The sequence below is a fragment of the Gluconobacter kanchanaburiensis NBRC 103587 genome (genome assembly GCF_007988905.1).
Lineage (GTDB): Bacteria > Pseudomonadota > Alphaproteobacteria > Acetobacterales > Acetobacteraceae > Gluconobacter > Gluconobacter kanchanaburiensis.
Window position 1 is genome coordinate 141,939 of the sequence record NZ_BJVA01000001.1, and the last position, 25,234, is coordinate 167,172.

At 60.7% G+C, this 25,234-nt stretch carries 20 protein-coding genes and 1 pseudogene; 12 read left to right on the forward strand and 9 right to left on the reverse strand.

Annotated elements, in window-relative coordinates:
* Window positions 1–7 precede the first annotated feature (7 nt).
* Genes GKA01_RS13550 through purD form a run of 3 tightly spaced genes read right to left on the reverse strand, consistent with a single transcriptional unit; the run spans window position 8 to window position 1,889 of the window.
* Entirely contained in the window at window positions 8–415 is a 408-nt protein-coding gene (locus GKA01_RS13550) for a hypothetical protein (protein WP_167506291.1), read from the reverse strand.
* Complete coding sequence (locus GKA01_RS00645; protein ID WP_146858202.1) at window positions 376–663, reverse strand: hypothetical protein; 288 nt, start codon at window positions 661–663, stop codon at window positions 376–378. The genes GKA01_RS13550 and GKA01_RS00645 overlap by 40 nt, the downstream gene beginning before the upstream one ends.
* The gene (gene purD, locus GKA01_RS00650; protein ID WP_146858204.1) at window positions 660–1,889 is read right to left on the reverse strand and encodes a phosphoribosylamine--glycine ligase; all 1,230 of its coding nucleotides are present in this window, start codon (window positions 1,887–1,889) and stop codon (window positions 660–662) included. The genes GKA01_RS00645 and purD overlap by 4 nt, the downstream gene beginning before the upstream one ends.
* A 66-nt stretch (window positions 1,890–1,955) precedes the next feature.
* Between purD and xseA the strand changes: the two genes are divergently transcribed.
* Both xseA and GKA01_RS00660 read left to right on the forward strand, forming a co-directional pair.
* On the forward strand, window positions 1,956–3,509 hold the full coding sequence (xseA, locus tag GKA01_RS00655) for an exodeoxyribonuclease VII large subunit (protein WP_146858206.1): 1,554 nt from the start codon (window positions 1,956–1,958) through the stop codon (window positions 3,507–3,509).
* 37 nt (window positions 3,510–3,546) lie between these two features.
* Window positions 3,547–3,906, forward strand: a complete 360-nt coding sequence (locus GKA01_RS00660; RefSeq protein WP_146858208.1) for a hypothetical protein — start codon at window positions 3,547–3,549, stop codon at window positions 3,904–3,906.
* Window positions 3,907–3,989: 83 nt separating this feature from the next.
* Here the strand turns inward: GKA01_RS00660 and GKA01_RS00665 are convergent, their stop codons facing one another.
* On the reverse strand, window positions 3,990–6,779 hold the full coding sequence (locus GKA01_RS00665) for an Rne/Rng family ribonuclease (RefSeq protein WP_456305902.1): 2,790 nt from the start codon (window positions 6,777–6,779) through the stop codon (window positions 3,990–3,992).
* 578 nt (window positions 6,780–7,357) lie between these two features.
* Between GKA01_RS00665 and GKA01_RS00670 the strand changes: the two genes are divergently transcribed.
* The 3 genes from GKA01_RS00670 (at window position 7,358) to GKA01_RS00680 (ending at window position 10,905) form a co-directional block, all read left to right on the forward strand.
* Window positions 7,358–8,206, forward strand: coding sequence for an N-acetylmuramoyl-L-alanine amidase family protein (locus tag GKA01_RS00670; RefSeq protein WP_146858209.1), 849 nt, complete (start codon window positions 7,358–7,360; stop codon window positions 8,204–8,206).
* Between the two features lie 209 nt (window positions 8,207–8,415).
* Window positions 8,416–9,984, forward strand: coding sequence for a 2-isopropylmalate synthase (locus tag GKA01_RS00675; protein ID WP_146858211.1), 1,569 nt, complete (start codon window positions 8,416–8,418; stop codon window positions 9,982–9,984).
* A gap of 153 nt (window positions 9,985–10,137) precedes the next feature.
* Window positions 10,138–10,905 carry a sulfite exporter TauE/SafE family protein gene (locus tag GKA01_RS00680; RefSeq protein WP_146858213.1) on the forward strand — a complete coding sequence of 256 codons (768 nt, stop codon included), beginning with the start codon at window positions 10,138–10,140 and terminating at the stop codon, window positions 10,903–10,905.
* A 25-nt stretch (window positions 10,906–10,930) separates the two neighbouring features.
* Here the strand turns inward: GKA01_RS00680 and GKA01_RS00685 are convergent, their stop codons facing one another.
* Both GKA01_RS00685 and GKA01_RS00690 read right to left on the reverse strand, forming a co-directional pair.
* A complete protein-coding gene (locus tag GKA01_RS00685; protein ID WP_146858215.1) occupies window positions 10,931–11,392 on the reverse strand; it encodes a hypothetical protein in 462 nt (153 codons plus the stop codon).
* Between the two features lie 47 nt (window positions 11,393–11,439).
* Window positions 11,440–11,694, reverse strand: a complete 255-nt coding sequence (locus GKA01_RS00690; RefSeq protein WP_146858217.1) for a YMGG-like glycine zipper-containing protein — start codon at window positions 11,692–11,694, stop codon at window positions 11,440–11,442.
* Between the two features lie 310 nt (window positions 11,695–12,004).
* Between GKA01_RS00690 and GKA01_RS00695 the strand changes: the two genes are divergently transcribed.
* From GKA01_RS00695 to GKA01_RS00720, 6 genes and pseudogenes are all read left to right on the forward strand, one after another.
* Window positions 12,005–13,054, forward strand: coding sequence for a rod shape-determining protein (locus GKA01_RS00695; protein ID WP_146858220.1), 1,050 nt, complete (start codon window positions 12,005–12,007; stop codon window positions 13,052–13,054).
* A 17-nt stretch (window positions 13,055–13,071) separates the two neighbouring features.
* On the forward strand, window positions 13,072–14,001 hold the full coding sequence (mreC, locus tag GKA01_RS00700) for a rod shape-determining protein MreC (protein ID WP_146858222.1): 930 nt from the start codon (window positions 13,072–13,074) through the stop codon (window positions 13,999–14,001).
* Between the two features lie 5 nt (window positions 14,002–14,006).
* Window positions 14,007–14,573 (forward strand): hypothetical protein, encoded by a 567-nt coding sequence (locus tag GKA01_RS00705; RefSeq protein WP_146858224.1) that lies wholly within the window; start codon window positions 14,007–14,009, stop codon window positions 14,571–14,573.
* Between the two features lie 77 nt (window positions 14,574–14,650).
* Window positions 14,651–16,540, forward strand: a pseudogene (gene mrdA, locus GKA01_RS00710) (penicillin-binding protein 2); the annotation flags it as partial.
* Window positions 16,541–16,707: 167 nt separating this feature from the next.
* Complete coding sequence (gene rodA / locus GKA01_RS00715; protein WP_146858226.1) at window positions 16,708–17,895, forward strand: rod shape-determining protein RodA; 1,188 nt, start codon at window positions 16,708–16,710, stop codon at window positions 17,893–17,895.
* Window positions 17,885–19,162, forward strand: a complete 1,278-nt coding sequence (locus tag GKA01_RS00720) for a hypothetical protein (protein ID WP_146858228.1) — start codon at window positions 17,885–17,887, stop codon at window positions 19,160–19,162. Before rodA ends, GKA01_RS00720 begins: the two co-directional genes overlap by 11 nt.
* A gap of 71 nt (window positions 19,163–19,233) precedes the next feature.
* Here the strand turns inward: GKA01_RS00720 and GKA01_RS00725 are convergent, their stop codons facing one another.
* Genes GKA01_RS00725 through GKA01_RS00735 form a run of 3 tightly spaced genes read right to left on the reverse strand, consistent with a single transcriptional unit; the run spans window position 19,234 to window position 24,197 of the window.
* The gene (locus GKA01_RS00725) at window positions 19,234–21,270 is read right to left on the reverse strand and encodes a DUF2075 domain-containing protein (protein WP_146858230.1); all 2,037 of its coding nucleotides are present in this window, start codon (window positions 21,268–21,270) and stop codon (window positions 19,234–19,236) included.
* A 4-nt stretch (window positions 21,271–21,274) separates the two neighbouring features.
* Entirely contained in the window at window positions 21,275–23,329 is a 2,055-nt protein-coding gene (glyS, locus tag GKA01_RS00730; protein WP_146858232.1) for a glycine--tRNA ligase subunit beta, read from the reverse strand.
* Complete coding sequence (locus GKA01_RS00735; protein ID WP_146858234.1) at window positions 23,322–24,197, reverse strand: glycine--tRNA ligase subunit alpha; 876 nt, start codon at window positions 24,195–24,197, stop codon at window positions 23,322–23,324. The genes glyS and GKA01_RS00735 overlap by 8 nt, the downstream gene beginning before the upstream one ends.
* Before the next feature lie 153 nt (window positions 24,198–24,350).
* On the opposite strand from GKA01_RS00735, the gene GKA01_RS00740 reads away from it, so the two are divergent.
* Complete coding sequence (locus GKA01_RS00740) at window positions 24,351–25,118, forward strand: DUF2076 domain-containing protein (RefSeq protein WP_146858236.1); 768 nt, start codon at window positions 24,351–24,353, stop codon at window positions 25,116–25,118.
* Window positions 25,119–25,234: the final 116 nt, after the last annotated feature.

Here is a 25,234-nt window from a genome sequence, read left to right on the forward strand (position 1 = left end):
TGGATTTTCAGATCCCCACTTTGTTTCGTAGGAAAAGAGCAAGTCTCTCGCGATCGCAGGTGTTGATGCGGCTGCCTGTTAGATGCGTTACGCCGATGGCGGGAAAGCCCCAGATCTGACCTTCCCGGACCAGAACATCCGCTCGGCGTGAATGTTGCTTCCGTAAAACCGGTCTTCCCTTAGTCAGGGTGTCAAAAGTACCCAGACCAATGACGAAAATCATCCGGGGGCACAGGGCCCTGGTAATGTATTCACAGTTGTCCTGCGAGAATGTTTCGAGTTCCTTACGGACCGGGCGTGCGATCTGTCGCCATGCGGCCATGGAGGGTGCACGAAAGAAAACGAGATTTAGTCCAGTACATCGCTCCAGATAGTTCACCCGAAGATATTGCGGATCGCCCGAGCCAAAGACCATGGGGCCGAAACCAGTTCAAATTGGTGTGGCCAGTGCCTGTGCTGCCCTTCAGTGAGGCCTTCCAGCGCATCCTGTTCACGGCCGCCCGGTTGGAAGCCGATGAAAAGGATATCGGGACAGGGACGGGGTGGTCCGTAGAGAATACGATAACCGAGTGCCTGCTGGCCCATTTCAGGCGCGAGCCTTGTGTAAAGGGCGTCGGTTTCCCGGTATATTTTCTGAACCAGCAGGATTGGTTCGTTCGTCACAGCCCGATATCGTTGCGGAAGATCTTGTCCTCCCACTGGATCGCGGATGCGCCTTCATAAGCCAGCTTGCGCGCTTCTTCCGGTGTTGTGGCCTTCGCGCAGACGGTCAGGACGCGGCCCCCATCCGCCACCAGAACGCCATCGACCAGTGTTGTGCCCGCATGGAAGACCGAGACGCCCGGAACGGCTTCTGCGCGCTCGATCCCGCTGATCCGGCCACCTTTTTTCGGGGCGTCCGGATAGCCGTTGGCGGCCAGAACCAGTGAGATCGAATGTTCGTCCGAGAACTCGGCGGCTGCGTGTTCCAGATTGCCTTGGGCCAGTGCGGCAAGGATCGGTAGCAGGTCCGATTTCAGGCGGATCAGCAGGGCCTGCGCTTCGGGGTCGCCAAAACGAACATTGTATTCGATCAGCTTCGGCCCTTCGGTCGTCAGCATCAGCCCTGCAAAGATCACGCCTCGGAACGGCGTGCCACGACGGACCATCTCGGCCAGCATCGGGCGCACCATGATGTCGAGCGCCTTTTCCTGCATCTCGCGCCCGAACGCGGGGGGCGGGGAAATCGCCCCCATACCGCCGGTGTTCGGGCCGGTGTCACCATCGCCGAGGCGCTTGTGGTCGCGTGCGGCCCCGATGAGTACAGCCTTGTCGTCCGAGCAGAATGCGAAAAGCGAGACTTCCTCGCCGACCAGGCATTCCTCGATCACGAGCGGCATGCCGAGCCGGCGGATAGCGTCTTCGGCTTCCTCGACGCTCTGGGCGACGACCACGCCTTTGCCGCCAGCCAGCCCGTCCGCTTTGATGACGATCGGAGCGCCACGACGACGCACGAATTCAATGGCCGGGGCTTCGTCTTCAAAGCGCTCCCAGCGTGCAGTTGGAATACCGGCTGCGTCCGCTACGTCCTTCGTGAACGCCTTGCTGCCCTCCAGCAGCGCCGCCGCCTTCGTCGGACCGGCGCACGGAATGCCCGCTTCGGCGCAGGCATCCGCCAGGCCTGCTACCAGCGGCGCTTCCGGGCCGGGGACAATCAGATCGATCTTCTGTTCCTGCGCGAACCGGACCAGTCCTGCGACGTCATCGGCCTTTAGCGGAACGAGCGTGGCAATGGACGCCATGCCGGGGTTGCCCGGAGCCGCATAAAGAGCGCTCAGGCTCGGCGAGCGTGCAAGACATGTAGCCAGGGCATGTTCACGCCCTCCGGACCCGACCAGCAAAACGCGCATTCCGCTTATCCTTTATTCTGCACTCATGGGCTTCGTTTGAGGGCGTGCGTAGCATAGACTGATGTCATGATGGAGAGTGATGGCGCGTCGATCCGCGGGAATGTGCCGCAATATTCGGTTTCCGAGATTTCCGGAGCGATCAAACGCACGCTGGAGAGCGGATTCGGCCGCGTGCGCGTGCGCGGTGAGATTACGGAACTCAAGCGCTATCCGTCCGGGCATATTTATCTTTCGCTCAAGGATGAAGGCGGCAAGATCGCAGGTGTGATCTGGCGCGGGAGTGTCTCGCGCCTTGGCATGGCTCCCGAGAACGGCAATGAAGTCATCGCGACCGGCCGTGTCTCGGCTTATGGCGAACGTTCCAGCTATCAACTCGTCATCGATCGCATGGAATTTGCGGGCGAGGGGGCGTTGCTCGCGAATATCGAACGCCTGCGCCGCAAACTGCTTGAAGAAGGGCTGTTTGACCCCGAGCGCAAGAAGGCCATCCCGTTCCTGCCGTCTCTCGTCGGCGTCATCACGTCGCGGTCCGGTGCGGTGCTGCACGATATCATAACGACGATCAGCCGCCGTTTCCCGCGGGACGTCCTGCTCTGGCCGGTTCCTGTGCAGGGTGAGGGGGCAGCATCCCAGATTGCCGCCGCCATCGAAGGCATGTCCGTCCGCCGTCCGCGCACGCCGGATGTGCTGATCGTTGCGCGTGGCGGTGGGTCTCTGGAAGATCTGATGGCGTTCAACGACGAGCGCGTCCTGCGCGCCGTTGCGGCCTGTCCCGTTCCCGTTATTTCCGCAGTCGGGCATGAGACCGACACGACGCTGATTGACCTTGTTTCGGACCGCCGCGCGCCCACCCCGACCGCAGCCGCCGAAATGGCCGTGCCCCTGCGCTCGGAAATGGTCGCGGACATGGCGCACCGGAATGCGCGTCTGACAGGTGCGCTGACCCGTATCATCCAGACGGCCCGTGCACGTCTGGATCAGGCCGCCGCCCGTCTGCCCGATCTGCCCGGTCTGTTGGATTCAGCGCGGATGCGTCTGGAGGATCGGGGGCAGCGGCTCGATCTGGCGTTGCCGTCTTTTGTAATGCGTATCCGCAACCGGCTTGATACGCCGGGGATGCATCTGCCGTCGCCGCAGCTTCTGATCGGGCGCAGTCAGGCACGTTTGCAGGCCCTGCGCCTACCCGCGCCAGAGCTTCTCGTCAGTCGCGCCCGTGCCCGCCTGACGGCGCCAGCAACCCATCTTCCCAGTCCGGAACTGCTGATCGAGCGTCGACGTGCCGCGCTGCGTCTGGTCTCTGGTGAACTGGATACGGCCTGGCAGCGTTCGCTCCAGACCTTCCAGCTCCGGACCGAACGCCAACGCCTGTCGCCCGATATTCTCAGAAGCGCGATCCGACTTCAGCAGGCTCGGCTTCAGGGGTTGGGCAGTCATCTGGAAGCCGTCTCGCCTCGTGCTATTCTCAGTCGCGGCTATGTACTTGTGCAGGATGTGAACGGACAACCTGTCACGAGTGCGGAAGCCCGGCCTGTCGCCGATCGCGTCGTTCTGTCTTTCGCGGATGGAGAGCGTGGGGCAAAACTGGACAGTCTGTCGCCGCAGGGCGATCTTGGACTTTGATTTTTTCCATCCATCTGATCTGCGATCCGGAGTCTGCATGCGTTCGTTTTGGTTGAGTCTCGTTGCCCTGCCACTGCTAGCGGCCTGCGTCGATCAGCCCAGGGCGCCTGTGCCTACCGCCGGTCCAGTCACGCAGGCGAAGATCCCGCCACAGGATTTTGCGCCGGGACTGGTGGACGAAAGCTCCGAGGACGGGAAGAAAAAACTGTTCAACGACCCGTCAGCCCCTCTGGATACGCCGCTTTGTGGAAGCGCACTTCAGGAGCAGGCCCGGGCAGGAGCAGCCGTCTACGCACAAAGTCTGGCGAGCACGAGTTCCTGTCCGCGCAATGCCTGCTTTCAGCCTCTGACCGGGACCTATATCGCGGCGACAGGCGCGCAGAGCGTCTGCCGTTAATCAGGCGATGTAACGCCAAATAAAAAAGGCCGGTCGGGATAATCCCGACCGGCCTTTTTTATGAAGAGGAAAACGCTGAGCGATCAGCGCTTCCACCAACCCACGCGACGCTTCGGCGGCGCGATTTCATCGATATTGACCGGCTGCAGAACATTGCCGTCATCGCTCGGGGCTGCTTCCGGCTTGGCCTTGGCAGTCCGACGGGTCCGGGTCCGTTTCGGCTTGGCACCCTCCGCAACCGTTTCTTCGGTGATGATGGCCGAAGGAGCTGATGGAGCCTCGGCCGTGGACTCCGTGACAGGAGCCACAGTGTCATCAGTCTTGGCTCTGGAAGTGCGACGCGTCCGTGTGCGGCGCGGTTTCGGAGCCTCTTCTACTGCTTCCGCTGCATTGGAAGACGGTGCGGGGCTTTCCTCGGCGGCTGGTATTTCCAGCGTCGTCTCGGTAGGGGCCGCCTCAACCGTCTTCGCCCGTGCCGGACGGCGACCACGACGGGGCTTGATGACATCTTCGGTAACGGGCTCTTCGGCTACGACTGTCGTTTCGATCACGGGCGTCTGCTCGATCTCGATTTTTGCAGGTGCGTTGATACCGGTCTGCAAAGCCTGCGTCGTTCCTTCGAACTCTGCCTGCTCGATCACGTCGAAGATATCGAAGCTGCCACCAAACGGATCGGCGGGCGTCGGACCGGTGTAGCGACGAGTGACAGGACGCTCCTCGCGTTCTTCACGGCGGCGTGGCGAACGTTCTGCCGGCGCATTGGAGCGCTGCGGCGCCACATAACGGTCTTCGGAAAAAGCCTCCGCGGGCGACACGCCTTCACCTTCGGTCTCGCGAACCACGCGCTTGAAGCGGGTACGACGACGACCTGGGATGATACCGTTTTCTTCGGCGGCATCGGCAGTCGCAGGCTCGCGCTCCTCGTGAAGGGGGGCATCGTGCTCCTGATACGCGTCAGCAGCCTGCATGTCACCCGTCTGTTCGCGGCGACCGCCACGACGGCGGCGGCGGCGGCGGCGGCGACCGCCATTGCCTTCTTCATCACTCTCTGACGGCACCACGTCTTCGATGATTTCCGCATCGACAACCGACGTCTCCGGGCGCAGGGCCACGGGGGCCTGCTCTTCGATGATTTCGATTGTACGCACCGTTTCAGGTGTCCGTTCCACGGCGCGCTCGGGTGTACGCTCCGGTGCGGCAGTCTGGGCCTTCAGGCGCTCGATGCGCATGTCGGTCGCGGCCAGATTTTCCTCGGTGCGGAAGATGACCTGCATGCGGTGGTGACGTTCGATATCCGCAAGCCAGGAGCGCTTGTGATTGAGAATGTAAAGCGCGATTTCCGAACCTACATGCACTTCGATCTCGGACGAGCGCTGGCGTGCGCCTTCCTCGTCGATCGCTCTCAGAACGTGCAGTGCGGAGCTTTCCGTGCCTCGGATGAAGCCCGTGCCCTGGCAGTGGGGGCAGGGGGTCAGCACGGCTTCTGCGATGGACGGGCGCAGGCGCTGCCGGGACATTTCGAGCAGACCGAAATGCGAGATGTGTCCGACCTGGATGCGAGCGCGATCGGAACGCAGGGCGTCCTTGAGGCGCTTTTCCACCTGGGCGTTGTGGCGACGGCTCTCCATGTCGATGAAGTCGATCACGACAAGGCCGGCCAGATCGCGCAGGCGGAGCTGACGGGCGACTTCCTCGGCGGCTTCGAGGTTCGTGCGCAGGGCCGTTTCCTCGATATTGCGCTGGGAGGTGGACTTTCCGGAGTTCACGTCCACGGCCACAAGGGCTTCGGTCTGGTTGATGACCAGATAGCCGCCCGAAGGCAGGCGGGCCGTGGGCGAGAACATCGCGTCCAGATGGCCTTCAACATTGTAGCGGGCGAACAGGCTCTGCCCCCGGTTCTGCCAGAGCTTCACTTTGTTGGCGTTACCAGGCATCAGCAGGCGCATGAATTCGCGCGCGCTCTTCCAGGCGGCTTCGCCATCGACGAGAATGTCTTCGATGTCCTTGGAATACAGGTCGCGGATAACACGCTTAATGAGGCTTGCTTCCTCATAGACGAGCGTCGGAGCAACCGAGGACAGGGCGTGGGAGCGGATGTCGTCCCACAACTGCAACAGATATTCGCAGTCGCGCATCACTTCGGGAGCGGGGCGACCGGCTCCGGCTGTGCGGACGATCATCGCCATGGATTTAGGCAGATCCAGTTCTGCGATCACATCGCGCAAGCGGCGGCGATCGGCGTCAGACGTGATCTTGCGGGAAACCCCGCCGCCACGCAGGGCGTTGGGCATCAGGACACAGTAACGACCGGCAAGGGAGATATAGGTGGTCAGGGCTGCGCCCTTGTTGCCACGCTCTTCCTTGACGACCTGGACCAGCAGCACCTGACGGCGGCGGATGACTTCCTGAATCTTGTAGTTGCGCAGGAAACGGGCCGTGCGGCGCGAAGACGCGTTTTCTTCACCCGTATCGTGCTCGCCGCCGACGGTTTCGGGAGCCCGGCGGTCGCTGATCTCGCCGTCGTCGCTCTCTTCCGGGGCACTTTCGGTGTCACCGTCGTCGGCGATTTCAGCGCGTTCGGCGTTTTCTTCTTCCTGGAGCGCAAGAAGCTTCTCGCGGTCTGCAACAGGGATCTGGAAGTAGTCGGGGTGGATTTCGCTGAAAGCCAGAAAGCCGTGACGATTCCCGCCGTATTCGACGAACGCGGCCTGAAGGCTTGGCTCTACACGGATAACCTTGGCAAGATAGATGTTGCCCTTGAGCTGTTTCTTGGTTGAGGTCTCGACGTCGTAATCTTCGACGCGGTCACCATCCATGACCACAACACGCGTTTCTTCCGCGTGTGTGGTGTCGATGAGCATACGCTTGGTCATGGAAAACTGAACTCCACGACGCTCCACTGTGACTGCCTTGGCCTGTGGGAGCATCAGATTGTGTGGGGTGGAGGGAACGGCGCAGTCCGAACGCACAGCGGCGGGATCCATCTGGTCCCGTTCCGGTGAGGCTGCTGGATGCGAGCACGTTGAATGACATTCGTCCCCTGAACAGACGGCCGGTCCAGAATCTGGAGCCGGATGAAAAACTTTGTCCGGAAGACCCTGAGGGGCATACCGGAGTCCATGGATCGCCACTTCGATCCGGTCAGGACAGCGTACGGAAGGCAACTCGCGCATCTGTCAAACGACGGGACGTCATGACGGGAACAGGAAAAGGCGGGAGCGGCACGGGAAGGCTTGAGCCCGTGGCCGGTCGGACCGTACTTTACATGTCCCTGTACCGCAGGATGACTGAAAGCGTTGTCTGTGGCAAGCGTGCCATTTTCCTTCCGTGCGCCCCACGCCTTCACGGCGTTGCGAAAGACAGTTTTTGGTGCGTCTGCGCCATGTTTCTGACAGGGTCTGATGCTGTATGATCATTTCTGTCATTCATCGCACGGACCGGAACACCGCCAATGCTGACGCGACGTACACTGACCAGCGCCCTGAGCAGCGGTTTCTGCGCTGGTGTGTCGGGGGGGGCGTTTCTTGTGCCCCGGGCTGCCCTGGCCCGCCACGCGGCGCACGCGAAACTTCATACGCCGGCCATTCATAAAGGAGCAGCCCCTCCAAAGCCGCTGGTGATGCTGGATCCTGGTCATGGAGGCAAAGATCCGGGAGCGATCGGGGTTTCCGGAACCTATGAAAAACATATTGCCGAAGCCGCAGCTTCGGAACTGAGTCGTCAGCTTCTGGCCTCGGGGCGTTACCGGGTGGCGATGACGCGCTCTGAAGACCGTTTCATTCCGCTGGAAGGGCGGGTCGAAATGGCGCAGCGACATCAGGCCCATCTCTTCATTTCCATGCATGCCGACGCCCTGCATGACAGGGATGTGCGAGGCGCAAGTGTCTATACATTGTCAGGTGGGGCATCCGATGCCCAGACAGCATCTCTCGCGCGGACGGAAAACAGCGCGGACCGCTTCGCTGGTCCCGCATTTCACGGTATGTCGCCGGATGTACAGCAGATCCTGGCAAGTCTCGTTTCGGAAGAGACGCGCCGGGGTTCAGCACATATGGCGGCCAGTGTCGTGAACTCGTTCCGAAACAGAATCGGGTTGCTGACCCATCCGGCCCGCCATGCCGCGTTCGTGGTCCTGAAATCCTCCGAGATCCCTTCTGTTCTGGTGGAGATGGGTTTCATGTCCAATCGGCTGGATGAAGCGGCCCTGCGTCAGGCCGTGCATCGCACCCAGGTCGCCAACGCAATGAAAACGGCCATAGACCGTTATTTCGCAACGAATGCAGGCGTCATGACAGGGTGACCCAATGTTTTTGCATTGGAGACTTTATGTTCATGCGGGTTGCGCATGGCGCAAGAATCAGTCATTGAACGCAGCCATGACGTTTCTTTCGATCCTCTCGCTTCGACTTATCGGCCCCTGAACGCCTTATTCTAGGCGGACAGCGCTCCGTTGCGTTCAGGGGATAACAGACCGAAAGCCACCCTGAACCAGACGAGACGATCTCCATCATGACTTTCCATCACCCGTCCTTCGGCACCATCGCCGACGACCGCGTCATTATTTTCGACACTACGCTGCGCGACGGCGAGCAGTCTCCCGGCTTTTCGATGAACCTCGAAGAGAAGCTCCGTATGGCCCATGCGCTGAGTGCTCTGGGCGTGGATGTGATTGAAGCCGGGTTCCCCGTGGCGTCCGAAGGCGATTTCGAGAGTGTGCGCCGGATTGCCGAAGATGTCCGTGGATCGGTGATCTGCGGTTTGGCCCGCAGTGGTGGTAAGCGCGATATCGAATCCTGTGGCGAGGCCCTGAAAAAAGCCGAGCGACCGCGGATTCACAACTTCATTTCCACGTCTCCGCTGCACATGAAATACAAGCTGCGTATGGAGCCGGAAACGGTTCTGGAAATCATTGCCTCGGGCAACCAGAAGGCGCGCCAGTACACGGATGACGTGGAATGGTCGGCTGAGGACGGCTCGCGGACCGATCCTGATTTTCTGTGCCGTTGCGTCGAAATGGCGATCCGCAATGGCGCGAACACGATCAACATTCCCGATACGGTCGGCTTTGCTACACCGGAAGAAATGCGCGCGATCTTCACCATGCTGCGCGAACGCGTGCCGGGTGCGGATCAGGTGATTTTCTCTGCGCATAACCACAACGATCTGGGCCTCGGCGTTGCGAACACGCTGGCGTCCGTCGAAGGTGGCGCACGGCAGATCGAATGTACGATCAACGGCATCGGCGAGCGCGCAGGTAATGCGGCGCTTGAAGAAATCGTCATGGCGTTGCGCACGCGTCACGATCAGTACGGTAAGACGACTGGTATTGAGACGACAAAGCTGCTGGGCATGTCCCGCATGCTGGCGACGATCACGGGTTTTGATGTCCAGCCGAACAAGGCCATCGTCGGACGTAATGCATTCGCTCATGAAAGTGGCATCCATCAGGACGGGATCCTGAAAAACGCTGCGACTTACGAAATCATGACGCCGGAAAGCGTAGGCTGGAACAAGACCTCGCTGGTCATGGGCAAGCATTCCGGCCGTGCGGCATTCCGCGACAAGCTGGCGCAACTCGGTTATCCGCCGCTGGAAGACGATGCCCTGAACGCCGCGTTTGCGCGCTTCAAGGATCTGGCCGACAGCAAGAAAGTCGTTTTTGATGATGATATCCGAGCGCTCGTCGATGATGAAAGTCGTGACCACGAGCGGGTTCATCTGATTGCACTGGAACTGGCGTCGGGCACGAAGCAGAAGGCTCGTGCCAAGCTGGAGATCAGCGTTGATGGTGCCATCCAGTACGCGGAAGTCAGTGGCAATGGGCCTGTCGACGCAGCTTTCCGCGCAATAGGCGAGGCTTTCCCACATACTGCTGAGCTGGCCCTCTTTTCTGTAGCCAACGTGACTGAAGGTACGGATGCACAGGCTCGCACGACGGTCCGTCTGCAGGAAAACGGCAAACTCGTGGACGGGCAGGGCGCCGATGCTGATACGGTGGTATCCGCAGTCCGGGCCTATATTCACGCACTGAACAAGCTTCTCACCAAGCGCGAACGCACCGAGCCGGAAGCTCTGTAAAAGATCATCTACAAACAGGCGTGAAGGGACTGACCCGCACGCCTGTTTTTTTTTGTCTACCGATTATTTAACTAATTAAAATAGTTTATATAATCGGTAGACAAAAATACCACGAACGGTATGGTCTCATTATCTGAGGGATAAGGGACCGTCATGCCGCATTCTTGGCTTTATACGCTTTCAGGGCTGCTGGTCGGCTTTCTGGTGGGAATGACGGGCGTTGGCGGTGGGTCACTCATGACGCCGTTGCTGATTCTGCTGTTTGGCGTCAAGCCTCAGTCGGCTGTCGGGACAGACCTGCTTTATGCCGCCATTACCAAGATTTTCGGCACGGCACTTAATCGGCACCACGGTGTTGTCCGCTGGAGAATCGTTCTTCTCCAAATGGCCGGAAGTCTCCCTGCCGGGCTTTTATGCCTGATTTTCCTTCGTCATTTCGGTCCCAGCCCATTTGTGTCCAGGTTGATCACCGAAGTGTTGGGTATTGCGCTGCTGCTGACCGTTCCGGCGATCCTTTTCAAACCCTGGCTGCAGAAATGGTCCGCAGGGGTCGGCACGCTTCGCCCCGTGACCATTGATGGTCTGACGGTAGTACTTGGTGTTGTGCTCGGGACGCTGGTCACACTTTCATCCGTAGGGGCCGGAGCCATTGGTATGGCGGCCCTGACGGTCCTGTACCCGCGTGTCAGTACGCGTGAACTCGTTGCAACGGATATTGCGCATGCCGTTCCCCTGGCGCTGCTGGCTGGCGGGGGACACTGGCTTCAGGGCGCTGTCGATTCTGTTGTGCTGGTGGAACTGTTGATGGGTTCCATTCCAGGCATTTTGCTTGGAACACTTCTTGCGGGACGGTTGCCCGAGAATGCCCAGAGATGGTTTCTGGGCATTCTCCTTGCAGTTATCGGTCTGAGAATGATCTGAGGCCAATAACCCTGCGCATTTTGGCTCAGTAGCCGTAGCCACCCTGATAACTGGGGGATTGCTGTTGATAGCCACCCTGCTGGGCATATCCGTTGTTGGGCGGGTACTGGCAGTTCGTGTTCGGCGGGCACTGGTACTGCGGTTGCATGTACTGCCCCTGCTGCTGCCGATAGCCGCCCTGCTGGTTATTGTAATAACCCTGCTGGCCGTTGGCGTATCCCCCCTGGTACCCGGGGCGATTAGGAGTCGTAATCGCGCCTGCGCCCGCGCCAAGGACGCCGCCAGCCAGAGCACCGATTGCCGCACCGCGGCCACCCCCTGCGAGAGCACCGATGGCAGCGCCGGTTCCGCCGCCCAGGAGACCGCCTCCGAGAGCGCGCGAGCCGGGATCATAATTCCCTTCGCATCCACCCAGAGCGAGAACAGTGGCGAATGCCCCGACAAGCGCCGTACAGCGCAGGGCGGAGTGGGAAAAAACGGTCCTCATAGTCCGAATCCTTGATCGTCTCTAACGGAATGAGTGCTGCTTATAGCTCAATATCCGTTGCGTGGGCGGTTAGGAGTCGTTGCTGCACCAACTGCGGCTCCCGTGCCGCCACCGGCAAGGGCTCCGATCAGTGCCCCGCGACCACCACCGGCGAGTGCTCCGATTGCGGCACCACCGCCTGCGCCGATCAGTGCGCCGGAGCCTGCACGTGCGCCACTGTCATACGGGCTGCCGCAGCCAGCAAGTGCCACGCCGCAGAATGTCAGAACAGCCAGAAAGCGAGGAGTTGTAAGGGTCTTCATGACAAAGCATCCTGTTAGACGTTCCGGTCCGCGTTCCGGTGATCGGTTCGGAAGGAACGGTTTCGCACTTCTAGACACATACAACGTGACAGAAGGGTGGCAGGATCAGGGCGCGCGATTATTTTTTTGTATGTTTCCAAACGGGATCCAGGAAATGGGATCTGGACGCCCCAATTTCGTCGCGCGCATTATATTGACTCTCCGGGCCTTGCTGAACCTGCCGCGTCTGGTTAAGTCCACCCGCGGGGAGCCGCCCCGCAATCATGATCCGCCATCTGTCCCCTGCACAGAGCCGCGCCAGGAGTTTTGGATGTTTTCTCGTCTGCTGGGTCTCATGTCTGCCGACATGGCCATCGACCTCGGCACCGCCAACACGCTCGTCTATGTCAAGGGTCGCGGGATTGTCCTCGATGAACCTTCCGTTGTGGCGATCGCGGAGGTGCGTGGCAAGAAACAGGTTCTTGCAGTTGGTAACGAAGCCAAACAGATGGTTGGCCGGACACCGGGAAACATCACGGCCATTCGTCCCCTGCGCGACGGTGTGATTGCTGACTTCGAAGTCGCGGAGGAAATGATCAAGCATTTCATCCGAAAGGTTCATAATCGCCGCGCGTTCGCCAGTCCGCAGATCATCATCTGCGTTCCGTCCGGAGCGACTGCGGTGGAGCGCCGTGCGATTCAGGAAAGCGCTGAAAGTGCAGGGGCCAGGAAAGTGCTGCTGATCGAGGAGCCCATGGCGGCAGCCATCGGCGCTGGCCTTCCGGTAACGGAACCTTCGGGCAGCATGATTGTCGATATCGGTGGTGGTACGACGGAGGTGGCCGTCATTTCCCTCGGCGGCATCGTCTATGCCCGTTCCGCGCGTGTGGGCGGGGATAAGATGGACGAAGCCATCATCTCCTATATTCGCAAGACCTATAATCTTCTGGTTGGTGAAAGCTCGGCCGAGCGGATCAAGATCGAACTCGGGTCAGCCATGATGCCGGATGATCCTGCCAATCCTGACGGACCGCTCACGGAAATAAAGGGCCGCGACCTTATCAATGGCGTGCCGCGCGAAGTGATCGTCAGCCAGGCCCAGATTGCCGAGAGCCTGGCCGAGCCGGTCATGCAGATCGTCGATGCCGTGACGACCGCGCTTGAAAACACGCCGCCCGAACTGGCCGCCGATATTGTGGACAAGGGAATTGTTCTGTCGGGTGGTGGCGCGCTTCTGTATCGCCTGGACGAGGTGCTGCGTCTTTATACGGGTCTGCCCGTCACGGTTGCGGAGAATGCTCTGTCGTGTGTCGCACTCGGAACGGGGCGGGCGCTGGAAGAAATGCGGCGTCTGCGCAGCGTCCTAAGTAGCATGTACTGAGGACTGGCTGACGCCGGATGCTGTCCATCCATGCCCGGCAGGTGCTTGCAAAGGCCGTCCTGCCCATCCTGATCCTTCTGGCGGTCGGACTTGTCTTGCTAGGGCTGGTTCGTCGTCCGGTCGTGGATGGGGTGCGACTGATGGCGACGGACTTTATGGCGCCCGCCTATCATGGGCTGGTCTGGCCGCAGGAACGGGTCATGGTCTGGCTGACCGATCTTCGTGGCGCGACGGATCTGGCAAAGGAAAATTCCCGTCTGCGGGATGAAAACCACGCCCTGCGACATTGGTACGATGTGGCCGTGGCGCTTGCGGCAGAGAACGGACGCCTTAAGAACAGCCTGCACTGGATTCCGGAAACGGTACCTCAGTATGTGACGGGCCGGGTGACCCGCGACGATGGAGGTCCGTATTCGCGCGCGGTCCTGCTCGATGTGGGCAGCGGACATCAGGTCCGGATCGGAGATGTTGCGCTTGACGCCGCAGGGTTTCTGGGACGTGTGACGGAAGTCGGCCCTCATACCGTCAGGGTTCTCCTGATCAATGACGACGCGAGCCGCATTCCCGTTACGTTGGGCACGTCTCATGGCGATGCGATCATGGCGGGCGACGATACTGCCGCTCCGCGTCTGATTTTTTACCCGCAGGATCATCACCCCGTTGAGGGTGAACGTGTTGAGACCCGTGGTCAGAGCACCATGCCTGCCGGACTGCCGGTCGGAACGGTTCACTACACCGCGCCCAACCGACCGGTGGTGGTGCCGGATGCCGATCTGGGACGGCTCGATATTGTCAGGGTTTTCGACTACGGCGATGATGACTCCCAGGCCCCGGATGCTCCGGGACGGGTTCGCGTAAAAAAACTGCCCCAGAATCCGTTATCCGGGCCACTGCCGTTTTCCTGGATGCCCAATTTTCCGGACATGCCGGGACGGGGAGGGCAATAGGACTTATGGTCGCTGAGAATTCCACGCCCCATCTGCACTCCGCTGTTGAGCCGAAACAGACGTTCCGGCGTGCGCTGGACATGTCGGCGCGCGCGGCTATGCCGTCGCTGTTTATCATGTTCTGCGCGATCCTGCTGTCCGCACCCTTCGGAGTTCCCGGTCAGGCGCAGCTTCAGTTCGGAATTGCGATGTGCACCGTGTGGTTCTGGGCGTACAGTCGTCCGAAATCGATGCCGGCTCTTGCTGTTTTTCTGAACGGGCTGGTCGTTGAGATCTTCAGTTTCGGTCCTCCGGGGGCTATTCTGCTGTCGTTGCTGGTGATTTATGGTGTGGCGCATCACTGGCGATATGGTCTGTCCCGCCTTGGTTTTCTTGCAGGATGGCTGATTTTCAGTGTTCTTGCTGTGCTGGCCTCATGTTTCCAATGGGCTCTTGTGTGCGTGCATGCGGTTGCATTGCTGTCTCCTGTTCCTGGCCTCTTTCAGGCGGCTCTGACAATCGGTATCTATCCCAGCCTGATCGCGCTGTTTGTCTGGGGGCGCCGAACCTTCGCCAATCCCGATCAGGCCTGACAGTCGTTCCCGTTCGCCGTGCATGGCGTAGGGGGCGCGGAGCCGCTTTCTTTTCCGGATCGTGAATTCCTGCCCTGATGTTTTCCCGAAACTCCCCTTTCCGGTCTCACATCCGTAACAGACGGCAGGCTGAGCCTGTGCGATCCGGGCGCGGTGTCTTTACGCGCCGGGCGCTGCTGGTGATGGCGGTGCAGGCGGGGGTGCTGGGCGTGCTGGGGCGCAGGCTTTACAATCTTCAGGTCGTGGATGGCGATCATTTGCGCCAGCTCGCTGAACGCAACCGGACCAGCAAACGCCTGCTCGCTCCGGCAAGGGGTACGATCCATGACCGGTTCGGCGTGGCGCTCGCGGACAACAAGGTGAGCTGGCGCGCGCTTCTGATGCCGGAAGAGACGACGGATATTCCCGCCGTCATTGAGCGTTTTTCCCAGATCGTGCCTCTGGACGAGCATGACCGCGCGCGCATCGAGCGTGATCTGCGCCATGTCCATAAATATGTCCCCGTCACGCTGCATGAATTCCTGTCCTGGGACGACATGGCCCGGATCGAACTCAACGCGCCCTCTTTGCCAGGCGTGCTGGTTGATGTTGGGTCGACCCGACTTTATCCGTTCAAGGATCTGACTGCCCATATTGTGGGCTATGTCGCGCCTCCGAATGAAGAGGACGTGGCGAAGGACACAACACTCTCCCTGCCGGGAATGCGCGTCGGTCGCGCCGGGATCGAGCAGACTCAGGAAGGGCTCCTGCGGGGTGAGCCGGGCTCTGTAGAGATGGAAGTCAACGCCGTTGGTCGCGTCATTGGTGAGATCGACCGCGTGGAAGGGCAGCAGGGCGAGGATGTGCGGCTGACGCTGGATTCCGTCCTTCAGCAGCAGGTGCTCGATCGTCTCGAAGATCGTGTGGCGAGTGCGGTGGTCATGGACTGTCGGAACGGCGAGGTGATGGCGATGGTCAGCACGCCATCTTTCGATCCGTCCCTGTTCGATTCAGGCGTCAGCCATGCCCAGTGGAACGAATGGGCCAACGACCCGCGCACACCACTGTTAGACAAGGCCGTGTCAGGTCTTTATCCGCCCGGCTCGACTTTTAAACCAGCTGTGGCACTCGCAGCCCTCAAATCCGGATCAGTCACTGCGCAAGACCGCTTTAATTGCCCCGGATATTACGATCTGGGCGGTGTGCGTTTCCATTGCTGGAACCGCTGGGGCCACGGCATGATCAATATGCGCGAAGGCCTGAAATATTCCTGCGACGTCTATTTCTATGAAGTGGCACGTCGTTGCGGCATGGACCCGATTAAGGCGGTCGGCAACACGATGGGGTTGGGCGTTAAACCGGAGATCGAGCTGCCGCATGTCCGCTCCGGTGTGATCCCGACGCCTGAATGGAGGCAGAAAAACGGTTTTCACTGGAATGGCGGTGATACGGTCAATGCGGGCATTGGGCAGGGTTTCGTGCAGGTCACGCCGCTGGAGCTTGCGATTTACACCTCACGCATCGCCTCAGGTCGAAATATTCAACCCCATCTGCTGCGGGCGACCAAAAACCAGCTTTCCGCCATAGCATCGGACGAGTCCGTGTCGAAGGTTGACGTGCCGCCAGAATTTCTGGACGTCGTGCGTGGCGGTATGTTTGCGGTTGTCAATGAACCGCATGGCAGTGCCCCTAGAGCACGGTTGGACTTGCCGGGTATACAGATGGCCGGAAAGACGGGGTCAGCCCAGGTCAGGCGCGTCTCGCGGGCACTGCGTGAGTCCGGGCACTTCAACTCCATGAATCTCCCGTGGGAATATCGTCCCCATGCGTTGTTCATCTGTTTTGCGCCTTACGATAATCCGAAATATGCCGTCGCGGTGGTCGTGGAACATGGCAATGCAGGCGCGGACGAAGCCGCTCCGCTTGCTAAACTCATCATGACCGATACCCTGTTGCGTGACCCGGCCAGCGACGTGCGTCCTGCACCGCCCGCGCCCACCCAGAGCGCGATTTCCCAGAATGCAATCTCTCAGCCCGGGGTTTCCACGCCGGCACTTTCTCCTGCCCAGCCCGATGCGACCTTGCCTGTGCAGGAAACAAAGTTCCCTAACGAGGACCAGCCAATGGCAGGGCAATCGGATCCGGGAGCGCGGCGATGAAGCGGAACGGTCTGGATACGTTCGGTTTTCTCAAGTCCGATCGTCGCCTCCTGCGCGCGGAGCCTGATTTCCGTCCGATGGCGCGTCTGTTGCAGGTCAACTGGATCTATGTCCTGCTGGTCTGTGTGCTGGCGGGCGTGGGTTACATCGCCCTCTATTCCGCGGGTGGCGGGTCGGCCAAGCCGTTTGCCGGGCCGCAGATGGTGCGGTTCGGTTTCGGCCTTGTCATGATGATTGCGGTCTCGCTCGTCAGTCCGCGTGTTCTGCGGATGGCGTCGGTTCCGGTCTATCTGCTCTCAGTCACTCTGCTCGCCCTTGTGTTGCGGATGGGGCATGTGGGGAAGGGTGCGGAGCGCTGGATCAATCTGGCGGGCATGCAGTTCCAGCCTTCCGAATTCGCCAAAATCGGCCTCGTCCTGATGCTGGCGACATGGTTTCACCGCATCGGTAACGAGCGGATGGGCAACCCGCTACGTCTGATCCTGCCCGCTCTCCTGACGCTGTTGCCGGTCCTGCTGGTGCTCAAGGAACCCAATCTGGGTACGGCCACCATTATCGGCGTTATCGGGGCCACGATGTTTTTCGCGGCCGGAATGCGGCTGTGGCAGATCCTGCTGCTCGTGGCCCCGCTGCCCTTCATGGGAAAGCTGGTCTACAGCCACCTTCACGACTATCAGAAAGCACGGATCGACACCTTCCTGCACCCCGAGCATGATCCGCTCGGTGCGGGCTACAACATCATCCAGTCCAAAATCGCCCTTGGTTCGGGTGGTATGTGGGGCGAGGGATATCTGCATGGCAGCCAGGGACAGCTGAACTTCCTGCCGGAAAAACAGACGGATTTCATTTTCACCATGATCGGTGAAGAATGGGGCTTCGTCGGCGGGGTTGCCGTCATCGCGCTACTCGGAACGCTCGTCATCGGTGGAATGCTCATTGCGATCCGCAGCCGCAACCAGTTTGGGCGCCTGCTGGGTCTCGGTATTGCGATGGATTTCTTTCTGTACTGCGCCGTAAACCTGTCGATGGTTATGGGTGCCATCCCGGTCGGTGGCGTGCCGCTGCCGCTGATTTCCTATGGCGGCTCGGCGATGCTGACGATGATGTTCGGCTTCGGCCTGCTCATGTCCGCCTGGGTGCATCGGAACGAGCGCGATCCGGGTCAGGAAGACGATGAGGACTGAGTATCTGCGTGGCTTCTCGATCCCGCAGAGTGGGATGTCCGTGCGTCAGATGGTGTTCTGGGGACTGCTCTTGGCGGTGGCCCTTTTCCTGAGACATCCGGGCGCGTTGCTGATGTCGCAGTTCTGGGGCGAAGATTCATGGGTCTGGTATCCGCAGGCTTATGAACAGGGTGCGGCAAGCCTGCTTAATCCGGAGACTGGATACCTTCAGACCTTCCCGCGCCTGATCGGCCTTCTGGCTCAGGGGGTGCCGTTCCATCTGGCTCCGACCCTTTTCGCGCTCGTAGCCTTTCTGGTGCAGCTTACGCCGCCTCTGTTTCTGCTGACCGGGCGGCTGGATCAGGCGTGGCCGGACAGGACGTCGCGTCTGCTGTTCGCGCTGTTCATGGTCGCGCTGCCCAATTCCTACGAAGTACAGGTCAATCTCACCAACTCCCAGTGGCATCTCGCCATTCTCGCGTTTCTGGTCCTCCAGAGCACGCCGCCACAGGGCTGGGGGCAGCGCCTGTTTGACGGCGCTATCCTGCTGCTGTCAGGGCTGACAGGGCCGTTCTGCGTCTTCCTGTTTCCGATCGCTCTGCTTCGTTTTGTGGCGGTTCAGGACCGTTCGCACCTGATACGGCTCGCGCTTGTCAGTCTCTGTGTGGGCCTTCAGGCGATCACCTATCTGCATAAAGCCCATCAGCGGGTCGGCACCGAGCTTGGGGCATCGCTCATCACGGGGATGCGCATCATTGCTCTCAATATCGAGATCGGCCTCCTGTTCGGACAGCATGCGGCTGCGGATGTGGCGGGCTCCGTATTCTGGTGGCAGCACCGCAGTCCGGCCGTCGTGCTCTGTCTTCTGGGGATCGCGGCCCTGACCTATGCCTGCATGCGGGGCCCCACGATCTTCCGTGACGCGCTTCTTGCTTCCGCATTAACCTTTGCCGCCGCTCTGACCCATCCTCAGGTATCCGTTGATCAGCCCCAGTGGCATATGATGCAGTATTCCGGCTGGAGCGACCGGTATTATATTTTCGCGATGCTGACCCTGCTCGGGTCATTCTTCGTCCTGGCCAGGGCCTCGCGCCCTGCGGTGAAGGCAGCCGGGGTCTCGGCGCTCCTGCTTGTAATGGGAGCCTGCGTGCGGGACTGGCACTTTCCGTTCTTTCCAATGTCGGATTTCTATACGAAAGCCGCGGAATTCGAACGCGCCCCCTCCGGAGCGGTCATCACTTACGGCATCCAGCCTTCACCAATGACCGCGCAGATCCGCAAACGCTGAGAGCCGACGTCCCCTCGCTTAAATCATAAGCAGCAGGCTCATGGCGACCCTGGTCTGGAATACGATGAAGATTAACCGCTCAGCAGATCTGCCAGATCGTTCTGCACGCTAAAGGGCGGAGCGGTACCAGCGACAGTTCCCAGAAGGGGTACACCGCATGCCATCAGAAAATCTGCGATCCGGTCAAGTGTTTCGGGATCGCGTGTCGGATCATCTGCATTGCCTTGCGGCACCCAGATCAGGGTCTCGTACCGGGCCCGTGTCAGCAGGACGCGATAGGTGTTCTGTCGCCATAGCGCCGTTTCCTCAGATTTCACATTGGCCCATTTCGTGCCCGAGAAACGACGTGGCTGCCAGTAATCGTCTGATGAGGCGCGGATCAGGTCTCCATCCCAGCACAGCCCCACGAAATCCAGTTCCAGCCCCTGGATTGCAAACTCCGTCGCATAGGTTTCCAGCGCATCGGAAGCCCGGATGTCCCTGTCCGGAACCCATCGATTCAGAAACCACTGCGAGACGGCCTTGTCGTCCATATGCGGAACTTCACAGCCAAGCCCCTCGGCGCGAAGACGTTTCGCTTTGGAGCTTGCGACCAGCCCGCACCGGTAGGTCAGGCGGGAGCGATGACGCAGCCCGGCCCGCAGATCATCCAGACTACGTGTGAGCCGAAACGGCAGATCCGTCAGCCCGGCCAGACTTCGCGCTGTCTCGACGTCTCCATTCAATACGGCATTGACCCAGCGGGGTGCTTTTTCTTCGCGCAGGGAGCGGATTGCCACCCCGAGGTGCAAAAAGCGCTGCCGGCCCGCCGCAAGTGCTGATGGCAGATGGATCAGGTCCCCGGTCCCGATCACGTCCGGAGCCGCTTCAACGCGCCAGGCTGGGCGGCTCAGAAGGGCCTCGCCCCAGCAGGCCAGACCTCCTTCACCGTCATTGATTTCCTGTCCATGCCCGATCAGGCACAGAATGGCCGCGAAACCGTCATGCCGACCCATGATGTCCAACAGATGCGCAGGCTCGGACTTTGTCAGTTTCACATGCCGCGATGCGCTTTTGCGGACAGCCTGAGCCTGCGTCCAGCACCGTTGGGCCTCGTCAATGACCATGATCTGTTCAGGCGGACAGTCTTCAGGTCGCCCGACATAATGATCACGGAATTTCGTCAGGGACTGAATGGTGGATTCCATCCGCTGCTCGACGAGCAGGCGCTTCTGGCCACGACTGACCGTATCGCGCGTCAGGGCCTCGCGCAGAACCGAAACAAGGGTCGGATTCCCCGTTAGGAACGTCGCGCTCGTGGCGTCGCCGTCATCCGCAAAAGCTGCTTTCAGGCCACATAACGTCTTGCCCGCCCCCGGAATGCCGGAGACGAACACGATGACCTTGCGTCCAGCCGTCCGGGCGGTGTCTAGAATGCTTGCGATGCAGGCTGAGGTCTGTGTCAGGTTTGTCGCATCGGCACGGGCGGTGTGGATGTCGGCAACGCTATGTGTGGCGTAAATCTGCCGTGCCGCTTCTACGATGCTTGGGACCGGATCGTAAGGAGCGTGTTCCCATTGTGCGGGGATCAGCGGATGATCGGTATGAGCCGTTTGTGCCGCCAGCGTGGTCAGGAGCGTTTTCAGTCCCGCTGCATTGACGCGCTGAACCTCTGTGACGCCCAGGGGAAGTAGAAGCGGCGTTGTCTGGGCGCGAGGCGAAGCGTTTGTGGCAACCAGAACGGGAATGAGCGGGTGAGACCGGCTGGCGGCATGAAAATCCAGCAGGTCGAGCGCATAGCCTTCCGTCTGGGAGAGGGCTGATGCATCAAAACTGGATGAGCCGATCTTGAATTCCAGAACGTAAATCGCGCCAGGCGACACCAGAACCGTGTCGATCCGTCCGCCAAGTCGTGGGATCGGAAATTCGAACAGAACCTGCCAGTCCTGCGTGTTGGGAATTGTCGGAAGAATGTCACGCAGAAGATCGATCTGCGCTTCCCAGGCGCGAGCCTGCTGTGGCTCGCCCTGAAAACGGTTCTGCACCACCTGATGGGACAGGGCGGCGCAGAGTTGGTCCGGGGGAGTGTGAAGGAACGTGGTGACGGATCCGGACCACCACGCTCCCATGGCCTCAGCCCTCGATCTGGCCGAAATCGGCGATCAGGGCTGTTGTCTCGCGGAAGAGGGAGAGCAGTTTGAGGCGGTTGGCGCGTACTTCCGGTTCCGGCGCGTTGACCGTCACGGCCTCGAAGAAGCGATCCAGCGTAGGGCGCAGGGCTGCAATGGCCTGCATCGCATCGGTGAAGCGCTCTTCTTTGAGAGCTGTTTCAATTGCGGGAACAGCCTGATCCAGACCGGCAGCCAGCGCGCGCTCTTCGTCCTGAGTATAGAGGGCCGGATCGGGAGCGCCCGTATGCGGGCCATCCTTCTTGTCCTCGATGCGCAGTATGTTGGCGGCGCGCTTGGCGGCGGCGAGCAGGTTGCGGCCGTCTTCCGTCTGGATCATCTCCGACAGGGCGGAAGTTCGGGCCAGAAGCCGGACCAGATCGCCGTCCAGCCCATGCGTCAGGATGGCGGCAAGAACGTCATGCCGTTCGCCTTCGCTGCGAAGCTGCACGCGCAGACGCTCGGCCATAAAGTCCGGCAGCTTGGCCAGTTCGCCCTCTGCGCGTCCGTTAGCAGCCTGAGCGAACAGCGCCGTCAGTTCTAGACGCAGCTCGTTGTCACGGATCGTGCGGATGATGCCCAGGGCCGCACGACGCAGTGCATACGGATCGCCCGAACCACTTGGCAGTTCGCCGATGGCAAAGAACCCGGCCAGCAGGTCCAGACGGTCCGCAAGCGCCACGGCCACCGAAACCGGTGCCTTCGCCGTTTCGTCAGACTGACCGCGCGGCAGATAATGCTCGGCTACGGCGCGGGAGACGGCTTCGTCCTCGCCGTCATGCGCCGCGTAGTAGCCGCCCATGACGCCCTGAAGTTCGGGGAACTCGCCGACCATTCCTGTCGTCAGATCCGCCTTGGCCAGCAGGCCCGCGCGCTCGGCCTGTGCGATCTGCGCGCCATCAAGCCCCATGGCCTGCGCCACGGTGCCCGCAAGCTTCGAAATCCGCTCCGCGCGCTCGGCCTGCGTGCCCAGCTTGGCGTGGAACGTCACCGCCGCCAGCGCTGGAACGCGGTCGGCAAGCTTGGTCTTGCGATCCAGATCCCAGAAATGCCGTGCATCGGCAAAACGGGCGCGGAGCACACGTTCATTGCCCGCCGTGGTCAGCTTGCCACCGTCCTTGAACGGCAGATTACCGATAAAAGCGAAATACGGTGCAGCCTTGCCGTCCGGGTTCCGGAGGGCGAAATAGCGCTGGTTGATCCGCATGGAGACCTGCATCACTTCGGCCGGCAGATCCATGAATGGAGCATCGATTTTACCCAACAATGGGACTGGATACTCGACCAGCCCGCAGACTTCATCGACCAGCCCGTCATTCTGCACGACCGTAATGCCATGCTGGTCCGCCAGACGCGCCACGCCGGTGCGCACCATGTCGCGGCGGCTGTCCATGTCCACAATGACCGAACGGGTTTCAAGCTCGTCCTGCCACTGCTGGCCGGACAGGATCTCGAATGCGCCGGGAGCCAGAAAGCGGTGGCCTTCGGAGAGGTTGGACGCTTTCAGACCATGCGCATCATCCCCATCGCGGGCGAGGGTAAACGGCACGACATGCCCGTCCAGCAGGCACGCGATCCGGCGCAGCGGGCGGACCCAGGTGAAGGTCGATCCCGCACCCCAGCGCATGGATTTGGGCCAGGGGAATTTCCACAGAAGCTCCGGTATGGCTTCAGCCACGCGGCTTTCCGTGCTCACCGGATCGAGCGACTTGTTCAGAACCCAGAAGCCGTTTTCCAGCGTCAGATCCGCTGGTGTGACGCCATGCTTGCGCGTGAAGCCTTCCAGCGCCTTTTCCGGAGCCCCTTCGCGCGGGCCACGTTCGGACACGCTGCGGGCCGGGATCTCGGCATCGACATTCAGGATTGCTGCAATACGGCGAGCGCCGAAGAACGTGCGCAGATCGCGCGGGTTCAGGCCATCGAGCGCCTTCGTCAGCAGCGAACCCAGATCGTCCGCCGCGCGGGCCTGCATGCCGGAGGGGATTTCCTCGCTGAACAGTTCGAGAAAGAGTTCAGCCATGGGACGTCTCCTCACCGGCGAGCCAGGCTTCGCAGGCGGCTTTGGCAAGCGCACGGACGCGCCCGATATAGGAGGCGCGCTCAGATACGGAAATCACGCCCCGTGCATCCAGAAGATTGAACAGATGGGAGGCCTTGAGGCACTGGTCATAGGCAGGCTGGGCTACGCCGGCTTCGGACAGCCGGATGGACTCCCGCTCGGCATCGTTGAAATGGGTGAGCAGCATCTGCGTGTCGGCGAGTTCGAAATTATGGCGCGAATAGTCCTGCTCGGCGCGCAGGAACACATCGCCATAGGTCAGGCCACGGCCATTGAAATCGAGGTCATAGACGTTCTCAACGCCCTGCACATACATTGCCAGGCGCTCGAGCCCGTAGGTCAGCTCCGTAGACGGCATGACGGTCGGAATGCCGCCAACCTGCTGAAAATACGTGAACTGCGAGACTTCCATCCCGTCACACCAGACTTCCCAGCCCAGTCCCCAGGCGCCGATGGTCGGGTTTTCCCAGTCATCCTCGACGAATCGGATATCGTGCAGTTCCGGGTCGATCCCGATGGCGCGATAGCTGTCGAGCAGAAGCTGCTGGCTGTCTTCCGGCGTCGGCTTGAGCAGCACCTGATATTGGTAATAGTGCTGAAGACGGTTCGGGTTCTCGCCATAACGGCCATCCGACGGACGGCGGCAGGGCTGCACATAGGCCGCAGACCACGGCTTGGGACCAAGCGCGCGAAGCGTGGTGTGCGGGGAGAGAGTGCCCGCTCCGAGTTCGGTATCGTAGGGCTGCAAAATAGCGCAGCCCTTCTCGGACCAGAATTGATGAAGGCGCAGGATCAGGTCCTGAAAACAGAGCGGCCGGGTCGCAGACAATTCGATAGGCTCCGGTTGGCAGAAATCTGGCGCACCTTACAGGCACAGGCTCTCAACCGGAAGGGAGCGTCCTTTCGCCGATCTTGTAGAGTGGGCGCAGGTGCATCATATGATTGATGCTCTGCAATTTCTTCATCTGGAAGGATGATGACGATGAACAACGAAGAACGCGATCTGATCGCCCGTTTCGTCGCCCGTGTCGGGGGAGGGGCGCAGGTCACGGGGCCTGGACAGCCGCCGGCCGCCCCTTTGCCGCCCATCGACCCGGAAGCGGATCGCTTCATCGCTGACAACTTCCAGAGATACCCGGAAGCCCGCTACCGCGTCACGCAGATGGCCGTGGTGCAGGAAGCGGCACTGGCACAGGCGCAGAACCGTATCCGCCAGCTTGAATTCCAGCTCCAGCAGGCCCAGCAGCAGCTCGCGCAGGCGCAGCAGTCGGGCGGTTCCAAGCCTGGCCTGTTTGGTGGTCTGTTTGGTGGCGGCAACCGTCCGCAGCAGTCTGCGCCCCCGCCGGGTTGGGGCGCGCAGGCTGCGCCTCCGCCGAATTTCATGCCGCAGCAGCAATATGCGTATCCGCCGGGCTACCAGCCGGGCATGTTCCAGCGCGGCGGCTCGGGCTTTCTCGGCTCGGCCCTGACGACGGCCGCGGGTGTCGCTGGCGGTATGATGGCCGCCAATGCGCTTGAGGGTCTGTTCTCCGACCATCACGGTGGCGGCGATGCGGCCGGTGGTTGGGGAACTGGCGGCGATACGATCATCAACAACTATGGCGGCGATGCTACGGCAGTCGATCCGTTTGGCGGAGCAGGAACTGACGCCGGAAACTTCTCCAGCTCCGACTTCGGGGGCGGTGATTTTGGTGGTGGCGGCGATTTCGGCGGCGGTGACGGCGGCGGCGGATTCGACGATATGTTCTGATCGTTTTGCGATTGTGTAGACAGTTTTGAAAAACCCGTCCGGGCCACTATGCTCGGACGGGTTTTTTGTTGTTTGCCAACCTGCTGTCTTATGCTGCGTTCGCTGTCATGACCGTT